We start from the raw sequence: 11,551 nt of genomic DNA on the forward strand, positions 1-11,551 counted from the left end.
GGGGGCGGCGGCTTGATCTCTTCGATGATCTTCGTCTCGATCGGCGCCTTCACCACCTCGACGATCTTGCGCGCCAGGCCGTTGACCAGCGCCCAGCCCAGCACCACGTGCAGGCCGGCGACGATGATGAGCCCCACGGGGTGTTTTTTGGGAGAACGCTGGAGTTCAGCGTAGGAAAGTGGTCTGGCCTGATCGGTGGTCATGGTCGCAATGAAACTTCAGGAACAAGAAGAAGGATGAACAGACGTCGTCACCCGATCGCATGGATCGGCATATTCAGGCCGCTACAAACGATTGCAAACAGGGGAAACCCCCAAATCGCATCCGTAATCACGTCGTAATTACCGTCCAAACATGACAAAGGGCACCCCTCGGTGCCCTTTCAGGCGGCAGCATAACGCCCGTAACTTGTTTTCATCAAGCCCACACAGGCCCGCTCGAAGGGGCATCTGTTGGGGAGCGCTCCCTTGAGCAAGGTGCTGCACCACCGGGGTGTTGCGGCGCACAATACCGGCATGAACGCACGCACCGATCGCCCGCAGACCTTCGGCGAAGAGTTGGCCAACGCCATCAGCCACGGGCTGGGTTGCGTGCTGGCCATTGCCGCCTTGCCCATCCTGGTGTGGCAGGCCGCCAGCAACGGCACCACTACCAACGTGGTGGCCGCGAGCATCTTCGCGGGCACGATGATCCTGCTGTACCTGGTTTCCACGCTGTACCACGCGGTGCCGGAAGGCCGCGCCAAGGCCTGGCTGAACCGGCTGGACCATGCCGCCATCTACATCTTCATCGCCGGCAGCTACACGCCGTTTGCGCTGGGCGTGCTGAAGGGCGGCTGGGGCTGGACGCTGTTCATCCTGGTCTGGACCATGGCCGCCGCCGGTGTCACGGTGAAGCTGCTGAACCGCCTCAAGCACCCGTGGGTCTCCACCGGGCTGTACCTGGTGATGGGCTGGGCGGTGGTGCTGGCCGCCGGCCCGCTGCTTGACCGCATGCCCGCGGCCGGCCTGGCCTGGCTGGTGGCCGGCGGGCTGAGCTACACCCTGGGCGCGCTGGTGTTCCTGATGGACCACAAGGTGCGCTACGCCCACTTCGTCTGGCACCTGTTCGTGCTGGGTGGCAGCGTCTGCCACTTCTTTGCGGCGCTCTGGTACGCCTGGTAAGGCGGGGGCAGGTCACGCCCACTGCGGGCCCTCACGGCTTCGGCAGGCTGCAGACATGAGCACACTCACCACCACCAGGCTGACGCTGGTGCCCTTCAGGGACGAGCACCTGCCCGGCCTGCACGCCATGAATGCCGACCCGGCGGTGATGCGCTACCTTTCCGGCCGCGCCGAGACGCTGGAAGAAACCAGGGCCATGGTCGAGCGCGTCAAGCTGCGCTGGCAGGCTGTCGGTCATTCCTGGTGGAGTTTCATCGACACCCACAGCGGTGCCCTCATCGGGGCCGGCGCCATCCAGCATCTGCGCCGCGAAGCGACCGCTGAGCCGGACCTGGGTTGCCCGCTGGAGATCGGCTGGCGCCTTCGACAAGATCATTGGGGACAAGGCTTGGCCACCGAGGCCGCGCGCGCCATGGCCGCGTTTGCATTCGAGCAGCTGCGGGCCCCCACCCTGCTGGCGGTCTGCAAACCCGACAACCTCGCTTCGGCAGCCGTGATGCAACGCCTGGGCATGCACAACCTGGGCTTGCAGCGCTGGTATGGCCAGTCGCTGGCCACCTACCAGCTCAACGCGCCGGCGCGTCAGCCTGCCTGCACCTCGGGCGCGGGCTGAGGCCAGGCGGCAGCCGCCGCTGCGGCGCCTTCATCACCATGGGCCTGCACCCAGGCCAGCGCCGCCGCTTCCTCCAGCGGTTTGGCGAAGAGGTAACCCTGGCCCAGCAGGCAACCCAGCTCACGCAGCACATCGGCTTGCAGAGGGGTTTCGATGCCCTCGGCCACCACGTCCACTTTCAGTGCAACGCCAATGGCCACGATGGCCCGTGCGATGGCCGTGCTGTGCCCCCCCTGCAGCAAAGGCTGCACAAAGGCCCGGTCGATCTTCAGCGTGGTGATCGGGAAGCTGTCGAGATAGGCCAGCGAGGAGTAGCCCACGCCGAAGTCGTCGATCGCCAGGCCAAAACCCGCGGCGCGCAATCGGCGCATCCGCGACAGCATCGCTTCCGAGCGATCCACGAGCAGGCTTTCGGTCAGCTCCAGCTCCACCGCGCCGCAAGGCAGGCCACTGGCGGCCAGCACGGCACACAGGCCATCCAGCGCCGCATCATCCGCCAGCTGCACAGCCGACAGGTTCACGCTCACCCGCAAGCCGGGCTGCACGGTGCGCCAGCTCGACAACTGCGCGCAGGCCTGACGCAGCACCCACTCGCCGATGGCGATGATCTCGCCCTGCGCCTCAGCCAGCGGAATGAACTCCACGGGTGACACCACGCCCAGCGTGGGGTGCGTCCAGCGCAGCAGGGCCTCCATGCCCATGCAGCCGCCGCCCACCAGAGTCACTTGCGGTTGATACACCACCCGCAACTGGCCCGCGGCCAGCGCCTGGCCCAGCGCCTCGCCAAGCAGCTGCTGCCGGCTGGGTGGTGCCGCGGCGCCATCGGGCGACCAGACGCGGAAACAATTCTTGCCCTGCTGCTTGGCCCGGTACATGGCGGCATCGGCCCGCTTGAGCAGGGTCTCGCGGTCCTGCGCCTGCGCGGGGAACAGGCAGACGCCCACACTGGCCGACACCTGCCCGACGCCACCTTCGAGCAGATAGGGCCGCGCCAGCTCATCGACCAGCTTTGTCGTGATGACCTGCACCTGGTCCTGGCTGCCGGCGTGTTCCAGGATCACGGCAAATTCGTCGCCCCCGAGCCGGCAGATCACGTCCGTACCGCGCAAGGCGCCAGTGAGGCGGTTGCCGACCTGGCGCAGCAGCTCGTCACCACTGTCGTGGCCCATGGTGTCGTTGATCTGCTTGAAGCCGTCGAGGTCGATGTAGAGCAGCGCGCTGCCCGCCAGGCCGCGCTGCGTGCGGGCCAGCGCCAGGTCGATGCGCTCCATGAAATGGTGGCGGTTGTTCAGGCCGGTGACGTTGTCCAGGTAGGCCAGGTCATTGAGTCGCAACTCGGCCTGGCGGCGCTGGGCCAGCTCGTCGGTCAGGCGCTCGTCACGTTGCTGCAGCTGCTCCAGCATGCCGTTGAAAGCGGCAGACAAGGCCTGCACCTCGGCGCTGCCACCGGCCACGCTGCGGCGCGAAAAGTCTTCGGTCTCGCGCACATGGCGGGTGATGTCGACCAGCTCATCCAGCGGCCCGGCCAGGCGTGAGGCCACCCGCCGCCACAGCGGCACCGACAACGCAAACGCCAGCGCCGCCGCCAGGCCGCAGAACGCCAGCGTGCCGAGCATCGCGCGGTAGGCACCGCGCAGGCTGGCCTCCATGGCCAGCAGGCCCACGCGCTCGCCGTGACGCATCACCGGGTGATAGATGGCGACGCCGCACCAGCTCACCACCATGCTGCGCTCCACCGGCTTGAGCTCATGGCAGGTGGTATCGGCCGATTCCTGGGTGTAGTGCGCCAGCGCACTGCCGTCGGGCAGGAAGAGCGTGGCCTGCATGATGTCGGGCGAGGCGCGCAGCGGCGCCAGGATGTCGGCGGCGTCACGCTCGTTGCCGAACATCAGCGGCGCCTCGCTGCCGCTGGCGATCATGCCGGCCAGCGAGGTCAGACCGGCCTCCACATCGGTGCGCCGGTTGTTCACCTCGTGCAGCACCATCAGCAGCGCGAACAGGCCCAGCAGCAGCCCGGTCAAGCCCAGGCCGAGGCGGGTGATCTGCTGGTCGATCGGCGCCCTCTGGCGAACCTCGTCGGCGGACATCAGCGCGCCCCACCTGCCACGTAGTTGGCCATCTTCAGCAAGCGCGACGAGAGTGCGATGTTGGCCTTGCGGGCCGCCACCAGGTTCACCTCGAAGCCGAGCTTGAGGTCGCGCTTCTGGATCTCGATGATCACGCCACGCTCGGCCAGGCCGTCACTGTCGGTGACGGTGAGGATGGGCGCGCCGGCCAGCTTGGGCAGCAGCTCTTCGGCCAGCTGCCGCTGGCTGTCATCCACGTACAGCGCATGGCAGCCTTGCAGGCTGTCGCGCAGGGCCACGTGCTTCACTTTCACATGCACACCGTTCTGCACATTCTTGCCTTCGAGACGGGCGAGGTGTTCATCGAGGTTGGTTCGTCCCAGCACGCACAGCAGGAAGGGCTCATCGGGCGGCACCGGCCACTGCGCAAACTGGATGAAGTTGTAGAGGAAAGCCGCCTTCACGGCCCGCTCATCCGCCTGGGCCAAGGCCGGGCCGGCTGGCAGCAGGCAGCACAACGCGAGCAAGGCCTGCGGCAACAGCGCCTGCCAGCGCACAGGCCACAGCGCCTGCTTGAACAGAGCGGCGCGGCTCATCGGAAGTTCCCTCCGAGCTCGACGAAGCCGCTGCGGCTGCGGCGGGCATCCGCTGAGCCATCCTCGAAGTAGCCGTCCTGCTGGTGCTGGCGGTTGTTGCCGACATTGCGCACGCCCACCCGCAGGTCCAGCCCGGCCAGCCAGCGCGTGGCCATCAACGTCACGTCCAGGCGCGTCTCGGACGGCGCACGGAAGCCAGGTTCCAGATCCATCGCCCCGATGCGGCGCAGGCTGGCACTCAGGCGCCAGCGCTCGCTGCCCAGCGGCGCTGACACCTGCAGATTGGCCAGGTGCCGCGGTGAATAGGGGAACGTCCGGCCCAGGTTGTCACTGAGCTGCTGCCAGGCCTGGCTGCCGCGCACGCGCCAGCCATCAGCCTGCCATTCGCCTTCCAGCTCCAGGCCCCGTCCCCGGAAGCGCTGGGTGTCCGGATCGACCCAGATCAGGTCGGTCATGCGGTAGTGGTAGGCCGTGGCCTGCCAGCGGGTGGTGTTGCGTCGATATTCAGCGCCCAGCTCGCGGCTGTGCACCCGCTCGCTCTTCGTTTGGCCCAGCTGGCCGAAGCCGTCTTCGGCCGCCGAGGCGAACCGGTGCGACATGCCCTGCGACCACTTCACGGCCCAGCCCTGCGCGGGTGTCCAGACCACCGCATTGCGCGGGCTGCTGACCCAGCCGGCGTTCGGCCGATGATCCAGGCGCAGCCCCAGCGTCACATGCAGATCGTCACGCAGACGGATGCGGTCTTCGGCCGACACGCCGCCCGACTCGCGCTGGGTACCCAGTTGCGCACTGCCCGCAAAACTGCTGTCGTAGCTCGTCGACAGCAGCGGGTCCTGCCGCCAGCGCAGGCCAAGCACCAGCTCATGGCCGTCCAGCGCGCCATAACTGGCCTGGCCATCGAGGCCCCACCACGTGCCCTTGACGCGGCCCCGCTCGAAGTCCTCGCCGTAGATCGTGTCGACCCAGTAGCGGTGCACGCCGCCCTGCATCTTCAGCGTCGTGCGCCAGCCGGCGTCCCAGCTCGCGTCATGGCCCACGGACCAGAAGCCGCTGCCGTCGATCCAGGACTGGCTCACGCCGCCGCCGTAGTCGTGTGCCACGCTGCGGGCCATGCCCAGCGTCTGTGCGCTCCAGCCTTGCCACTGGCCCTTGAGCAGCCATTGCCAGGCGCGGCCCACGCCGGGCACGGGCCAGTCGCCCAGGTCCACGCTGGGCGTTCCGTCATTGCGGTGCACGGTGACTGACGCGAGCCACTCCGCACCGTTGTCCAGGCGCTCGCCGCCCGTCACGCGCCACTGGTGGCCACGGTTCGAGGCCTTCGCCACGGTGGTCTCCCAGCCGTTCACGTCCCGGCCGCGGCGGGTCAGCACATTCACCACGCCCAGGAACGCGTTGTTGCCATACATGGCCGAGCCACCGCCGGGCGCGTATTCGATGCGCTCGATCAGGGCCACATCCACCATGCTGTCGTGGCCGAGGAAGAGCTGGTCGTAGAGGTTGTCGACCGCCGGAATGCCGTCGACCAGCAGCAGCACGCGGCCGGCCAGGTTGCGCGGGCCGCCAAAACCGCGCGCGGTCAGGTAGGTGTACTGACCGTCACTGGTCATGTTCAGGCCGCGCATCTGCTCCAGGCATTCGCCCAGCGTGCGCAGGCCCAGCGCCTGGATGTCCCGGGAGGTCAATACCGAGACGGCCGATGCGGCGTCGGTGATCTGGCGGGCGAACCGCGCCGCGCTGACGACCTCGGTGGCCATCAGGTTTTCCAGCGACAAGGCCGACAGGTCGTCGTCCGCGGCGGTGGCGGACAGCGGAAAGGCAGCCGCCAGCGCGCCGGCGATGCAGCACATCCAACGCAGCAGTGAGGGGCAACGGTTCCCGGGCATGAAGGCAGACCAGCAGAGTTTCACGACGCGAATTGCGCCATCTCCCTTATCGGCAGGTCGGGCTGCAAATGAACCGGGCCCATGAAAAAGGCCACCGCCGGCGTGAACCGGGGGTGGCCTGTGGTGACATTTTCAACACACCGGGGCGATGGGCCCCAGCGGTCAAAGGTCAGCGTGGAAGGTCAACGAACCTTCCCTTCCTTCCAGGCGCCGAGCAGCTTGTCATAGGCGATGGTCTCGCCCTTCGGCTTCTCGTTGGCCAGCTTGGCCCACGGTGCGCCCTTGTCGGACAGCCACTTCGCAGCGGTTTCCTTCTTGTTCAGCTTCGGTGCGCAGTGGGCCATGCCGGCGCGCTCGAGGCGGGCCATCACGTCGTCCATTTCCTTGGCCAGGTTGTCCATCGCGCCTTGCGGGGTCTTTTCACCCGTCACGGCCTGGGCCACGTTCTTCCACCAGAGCTGGGCCAGCTTCGGATAGTCGGGCACGTTGGTACCGGTCGGCGTCCAGGCCACGCGAGCCGGGCTGCGATAGAACTCGACCAGGCCACCGAGCTTCGGCGCCATGTCGGTCATCGCCTTGGAGCGGATGTCGGATTCGCGGATCGGCGTCAGGCCCACCAGCGTCTTCTTCAGCGAGGCCGTCTTGGCGGTCACGAACTGGGCATACAGCCAGGCCGCGGCCGTCTTGTTGGCATCGTGGTCCTTGAAGAAGGTCCAGGAACCCACGTCCTGGTAGCCGTTCTGCATGCCCTGCTTCCAGTACGGGCCGTTCGGGCCGGGGGCCATGCGCCACTTCGGCGTGCCGTCCTCGTTCACCACCGGCAGGCCCTTCTTGGTCATGTCCGCGGTGAAGGCGGTGTACCAGAAGATCTGCTGGGCGATCTGGCCCTGGGCCGGCACGGGGCCGGCTTCGCCGAAGGTCATACCCGAAGCTTCCTTCGGTGCGTACTTCTTCATCCAGTCCACGTACTTCGTCAGCGCGTAGACGGCTGCCGGCGAGTTGGTCGCGCCACCACGTTCGACCGAGGCACCGACCGGCGTGCACTTGTCAGCGCCGACACGGATGCCCCATTCGTCGACCGGCATGCCGTTCGGGATGCCGATGTCGGCGGTGCCGGCCATCGACAGCCAGGCGTCGGTGAAGCGCCAGCCCAGCGACGGGTCCTTCTTGCCGTAGTCCATGTGGCCATAGATCGGCTTGCCGTCGATGTTCTTCACGTCGTTGGTGAAGAACTCGGCGATGTCTTCGTAGGCCGACCAGTTGAGCGGCACGCCCAGGTCATAGCCGTACTTGGCCTTGAACTTGTCCTTCAGGTCCTTGCGGTCGAACAGGTCGGCGCGGAACCAGTACAGGTTGGCGAACTGCTGGTCGGGCAGCTGATAGAGCTTGCCATCGGGCGCGGTGGTGAAGCTGGTGCCGATGAAGTCCTTCAGGTCGAGGCCGGGGTTGGTGAACTCCTTGCCTGCGCCGGCCATGTAGTCGGTCAGGTTCATGATCTTGCCGTAGCGGTAGTGGGTACCGATCAGGTCAGAGTCAGAAATCCAGCCGTCATAGATCGACTTGCCCGACTGCATCGAGGTCTGCAGCTTCTCGACCACGTCGCCTTCCTGGATCAGGTCGTGCTTGACGGTGATGCCGGTGATTTCGCTGAAGGCCTTGGCCAGCGTCTTCGACTCGTATTCGTGGGTGGTGATCGTCTCCGACACCACCGAGATTTCCTTCACGCCCTTGGCCTTCAGCTTGGCTGCGGCGTCGATGAACCACTTCATCTCGGCAGCTTGCTGGTCCTTGGTCAGCGTGGAGGGCTGGAACTCGGCATCGATCCACTTCTTGGCCTCGGCCTCACCGGCCCAGGCCCCGTGGGCCGCAACCGCACACACGGCCGCAACGGCCAACGCGGTGTAACGCATCTTCATGGTTTGTCTCCTCGATTCAGTCGTCAATTGCTGCTGCCCCGATCTGCGGTCGGGTCACCACGGCCCCGGGGCAGCGCCGGGCCGGATTCCCTTTTGAATTGCTCTCAGCCCTTGCGCATCACCCAGCCCAGGCAGGCCATCGACAGCACGAAGCTGATCCAGATGCTGGGCTCTTCGCTCAGCGACATCCACTCGGCCAGCTTGCCCGCCAGGCCCGCAAAGGCCAGGTTGATGTAGGCCGCGCTCAGCAGCCCGATGAACAGCCGATCACCCCGGGTGGTGGCCATGGGCAGGAAGCCCTTGCGCATCACCGTGGGCGAGCGAATCTCCCAGATCGTCATGCCGATCAGCATCAGCACGATGCAGGTGAAAAACACCGCCACCGGCGTCGTCCAAACCATCCAATCAAACATCTTCCATCTCCTGAGCACTCGAACCCGAGCACTGTAAAAACCCGTCAAGCTGCCGCCGCGGAACCGGCTTTGCCGGGCCGCTGGTGGCGCCCCCTGGGGGGTGACGCCGAAGGCGGCGCGGGGGGGTCAAACTCTCCCCATCGCGAAACCCTTGGCGATGTAGTGGCGCACGAACCAGATCACGATGGCGCCGGGCACGATGGTCAGCACACCGGCCGCGGCCAGCGTCGCCCAGTCCATGCCGGAGGCGCTCACCGTGCGCGTCATCGTCGCCACGATCGGCTTGGCGTTCACGCTCGTCAGGGTGCGGGCCAGCAGCAGCTCCACCCAGCTGAACATGAAGCAGAAGAACGCCGCCACACCCACGCCAGCCTTGATCAGCGGCAGGAAGATCGTGACGAAGAAACGCGGGAAGGAATAGCCGTCGATGTAGGCGGTTTCATCAATCTCGCGCGGGATGCCCGACATGAAACCTTCCAGGATCCACACCGCCAGCGGCACGTTGAACAGCAGGTGGGCCAGCGCCACCGCGATGTGCGTGTCCATCAGCCCCACCGTGGTGTAGAGCTGGAAGAACGGCAGCAGAAACACGGCCGGCGGCGTCATCCGGTTGGTCAGCAGCCAGAAGAACACATGCTTGTCGCCGAGGAAGCTGTAGCGGCTGAAGGCATAGGCCGCGGGCAGCGCCACGGTGATCGAGATCACCGAGTTGATGGCCACATAGATCAGGCTGTTGATGTAGCCCGAGTACCAGCTTTCGTCGGTGAAGATCGTGGCGTAGTTGGCCCAGGTGAAGTGCTGGGGCCAGAGGCTGAACGACGACAGGATCTCCTCGTTCGTCTTGAAGCTCATGTTGAGCATCCAGTAGATCGGCAGCAGCGCGAAGACGATGTAGAGAACGAGGAAGATCGTGCGCTTCTGGAAACGCGGGCTCATGTCATTCATGGCCGGCTCCTTCCTGTTGTGCCTGGCCCAGGCGCTGCATCCAGTTGTAGAGCACGAAGCAGAACAGCAGGATGATGAGGAAATAGATCAGCGAGAAAGCCGCCGCCGGGCCGAGGTCGAACTGGCCCACTGCCTTCTGCGTCAGGTACTGCGAGAGGAAGGTCGTGGCATTGCCCGGCCCGCCGCCCGTCAGCACGAAGGGCTCGGTGTAGATCATGAAGCTGTCCATGAAGCGCAGCAGCACCGCGATCATCAGCACGCCGCGCATCTTGGGCAGCTGGATGTAGCGGAACACCGCGAACTTGCTGGCGCCGTCAATGCGGGCCGCCTGGTAATACGCATCCGGGATCGAGCGCAGTCCGGCAAAGGCCAGCAGCGCCACCAGCGGCGTCCAGTGCCACACGTCCATCAGCAGCACGGTGAGCCAGGCCTGCGTGGCATCACCGGTGTAGCTGTACTCGATGCCGAGCTTGGCCAGCGTCGCGCCCATCAGGCCGATGTCGGTGCGGCCGAAGATCTGCCAGATGGTGCCGACCACGTTCCATGGAATCAGCAGCGACAAGGCCACCACCACCAGCGTGGCCGACGACTTCCAGCCCGCCGCCGGCATCGACAGCGCCAGCGCGATGCCCAGCGGCAACTCCACCGCCAGCACCGCGCAAGAGAACCGCAGCTGGTTCCACAAGGCGGCGTGCAGGTCTTCGTCGCGCATCACGGCGGCGAACCACTCGGTACCGACAAACACCCGGCGCTCCGGGCTGATGATGTCCTGCACCGAATAGTTCACCACGGTCATCAGCGGCAGGATGGCCGAAAACGCCACGCAGATGAACACCGGCAGGATCAGGAACCAGGCCTTCTGGTTCACGGGTTTGTTGGTCTGGCTCATGCGATGAGCTCCTCGTCTCGGTAGTGGCAGCTGTGGGCGTTCGCCACATTCAGCGCCACCGGGGTGCCCACCTCTGGCGGCAGGCTGTCAGGCGACAGCCGGGCCTTGAGGGTGTGGCCGGCCGCGTCCAGCGTGACCAGCAGGTAGGTGCCGATGTCCTGCACCTGGCGCACCGTGGCGGGCAGGCAGCCCGGCGTTCCGGCGGCCTGCAGCGTCAGGTATTCAGGGCGGATGCCGAGCTTGAATTCGCCCGGCGCCATGGCCCCGGCCGGCACCAGTGCATGGCCCGCCACGTTGACCATGCCACCCGCCACATTCGCCGGCAGGAAGTTCATGCCGGGTGAGCCGATGAAGTGGCCCACGAAGGTGTGCGCCGGTCGCTCGAACAGCGCCTCGGGCGTGCCCAGCTGCACCACCTTGCCGCGGGTCATCACCACCACCTGGTCGGCGAAGGTGAGCGCCTCGACCTGGTCGTGCGTCACGTAGATCAGCGTGAGCTTGAGCTCATGGTGGATCTGCTTGAGCTTGCGGCGCAGCTGCCACTTCAGGTGCGGGTCGATCACCGTCAGCGGCTCGTCGAACAGCACGGCGGCCACATCGGGGCGCACCAGGCCACGGCCCAGCGAAATCTTCTGCTTCTGGTCGGCGCTCAGGCCGGCCGCGCGCATGTCGAGCTGGTGGCTCATCTCCAGCATCTCGGCGATCTGGCCGACACGCTGGCTGATCTGCGCCGCCGGCACGCCGCGGTTCTTCAGCGGGAAGGCGAGGTTTTCCGCCACGGTCATCGTGTCGTAGATGACCGGGAACTGGAACACCTGGGCGATGTTGCGCTGCTGCGGCGTGGCGCGGGTCATGTCGCGCTGATCAAACAGCACACGGCCATGCGACGGCACCAGCAGGCCCGACATGATGTTGAGCATGGTCGTCTTGCCGCAGCCCGACGGGCCCAGCAGCGCATAGGCGCCGCCGTCCTCGAAGGTCATCTTCAGCGGCAGCAAGGCGTAGTCGCCGTCCTCGGTCGGATTCGGCTTGTACGAATGCGCGAGGTCAAGTTCGATGCGGGCCAT

The 11,551-nt window shown here is 66.2% G+C and carries 10 protein-coding genes and 1 pseudogene; 2 read left to right on the top strand and 9 right to left on the bottom strand.

From position 1 onward, the window contains the following. Positions 1 to 203: pseudogene (locus AACH00_RS09300) on the bottom strand (energy transducer TonB); the annotation flags it as partial. A gap of 312 nt (positions 204 to 515) precedes the next feature. Here AACH00_RS09300 and trhA point away from each other — a divergent pair. Both trhA and AACH00_RS09310 read left to right on the top strand, forming a co-directional pair. Next, the gene (gene trhA / locus AACH00_RS09305; protein WP_341398838.1) at positions 516 to 1,163 is read left to right on the top strand and encodes a PAQR family membrane homeostasis protein TrhA; all 648 of its coding nucleotides are present in this window, start codon (positions 516 to 518) and stop codon (positions 1,161 to 1,163) included. Positions 1,164 to 1,218: 55 nt separating this feature from the next. Next, the gene (locus AACH00_RS09310) at positions 1,219 to 1,776 is read left to right on the top strand and encodes a GNAT family N-acetyltransferase (RefSeq protein WP_341398839.1); all 558 of its coding nucleotides are present in this window, start codon (positions 1,219 to 1,221) and stop codon (positions 1,774 to 1,776) included. Here AACH00_RS09310 and AACH00_RS09315 read toward each other — a convergent pair. The 8 genes from AACH00_RS09315 to AACH00_RS09350 form a co-directional block, all read right to left on the bottom strand. Continuing rightward, complete coding sequence (locus AACH00_RS09315) at positions 1,746 to 3,863, bottom strand: putative bifunctional diguanylate cyclase/phosphodiesterase (protein WP_341398840.1); 2,118 nt, start codon at positions 3,861 to 3,863, stop codon at positions 1,746 to 1,748. The genes AACH00_RS09310 and AACH00_RS09315 overlap by 31 nt on opposite strands. After that, positions 3,863 to 4,438, bottom strand: a complete 576-nt coding sequence (locus tag AACH00_RS09320) for a YfiR family protein (protein ID WP_341398841.1) — start codon at positions 4,436 to 4,438, stop codon at positions 3,863 to 3,865. The genes AACH00_RS09315 and AACH00_RS09320 overlap by 1 nt, the downstream gene beginning before the upstream one ends. Continuing rightward, a complete protein-coding gene (locus AACH00_RS09325) occupies positions 4,435 to 6,285 on the bottom strand; it encodes a TonB-dependent receptor plug domain-containing protein (protein ID WP_341398842.1) in 1,851 nt (616 codons plus the stop codon). The genes AACH00_RS09320 and AACH00_RS09325 overlap by 4 nt, the downstream gene beginning before the upstream one ends. 218 nt (positions 6,286 to 6,503) lie before the next feature. Then, positions 6,504 to 8,237 (bottom strand): ABC transporter substrate-binding protein, encoded by a 1,734-nt coding sequence (locus AACH00_RS09330; RefSeq protein ID WP_341398843.1) that lies wholly within the window; start codon positions 8,235 to 8,237, stop codon positions 6,504 to 6,506. A gap of 104 nt (positions 8,238 to 8,341) precedes the next feature. Continuing rightward, entirely contained in the window at positions 8,342 to 8,650 is a 309-nt protein-coding gene (locus AACH00_RS09335; RefSeq protein WP_341398844.1) for a DUF2160 domain-containing protein, read from the bottom strand. 126 nt (positions 8,651 to 8,776) lie between these two features. After that, positions 8,777 to 9,595 (bottom strand): carbohydrate ABC transporter permease, encoded by an 819-nt coding sequence (locus tag AACH00_RS09340; protein WP_341398845.1) that lies wholly within the window; start codon positions 9,593 to 9,595, stop codon positions 8,777 to 8,779. Next, the gene (locus AACH00_RS09345) at positions 9,588 to 10,484 is read right to left on the bottom strand and encodes a carbohydrate ABC transporter permease (protein ID WP_341398846.1); all 897 of its coding nucleotides are present in this window, start codon (positions 10,482 to 10,484) and stop codon (positions 9,588 to 9,590) included. Before AACH00_RS09345 ends, AACH00_RS09340 begins: the two co-directional genes overlap by 8 nt. Beyond that, entirely contained in the window at positions 10,481 to 11,551 is a 1,071-nt protein-coding gene (locus AACH00_RS09350) for an ABC transporter ATP-binding protein (protein WP_341398847.1), read from the bottom strand. Before AACH00_RS09350 ends, AACH00_RS09345 begins: the two co-directional genes overlap by 4 nt.

Origin of the sequence: Ideonella margarita, from assembly GCF_038066635.1 — a bacterium.
GTDB classification, from domain to species: Bacteria; Pseudomonadota; Gammaproteobacteria; order Burkholderiales; family Burkholderiaceae_C; genus Ideonella; species Ideonella margarita.

Excerpts from the sequence above, each read along its gene's own strand:
- trhA (WP_341398838.1), top strand. The coding sequence starts at position 516 with ATGAACGCACGCACCGATCGCCCGCAGACCTTCGGCGAAGAGTTGGCC.
- AACH00_RS09310 (WP_341398839.1), top strand. The coding sequence starts at position 1,219 with ATGAGCACACTCACCACCACCAGGCTGACGCTGGTGCCCTTCAGGGAC.
- AACH00_RS09315 (WP_341398840.1), bottom strand. The coding sequence starts at position 3,863 with ATGTCCGCCGACGAGGTTCGCCAGAGGGCGCCGATCGACCAGCAGATC.
- AACH00_RS09320 (WP_341398841.1), bottom strand. The coding sequence starts at position 4,438 with ATGAGCCGCGCCGCTCTGTTCAAGCAGGCGCTGTGGCCTGTGCGCTGG.
- AACH00_RS09325 (WP_341398842.1), bottom strand. The coding sequence starts at position 6,285 with ATGTGCTGCATCGCCGGCGCGCTGGCGGCTGCCTTTCCGCTGTCCGCC.
- AACH00_RS09330 (WP_341398843.1), bottom strand. The coding sequence starts at position 8,237 with ATGAAGATGCGTTACACCGCGTTGGCCGTTGCGGCCGTGTGTGCGGTT.
- AACH00_RS09335 (WP_341398844.1), bottom strand. The coding sequence starts at position 8,650 with ATGTTTGATTGGATGGTTTGGACGACGCCGGTGGCGGTGTTTTTCACC.
- AACH00_RS09340 (WP_341398845.1), bottom strand. The coding sequence starts at position 9,595 with ATGAATGACATGAGCCCGCGTTTCCAGAAGCGCACGATCTTCCTCGTT.
- AACH00_RS09345 (WP_341398846.1), bottom strand. The coding sequence starts at position 10,484 with ATGAGCCAGACCAACAAACCCGTGAACCAGAAGGCCTGGTTCCTGATC.
- AACH00_RS09350 (WP_341398847.1), bottom strand. The coding sequence starts at position 11,551 with ATGGCCCGCATCGAACTTGACCTCGCGCATTCGTACAAGCCGAATCCG.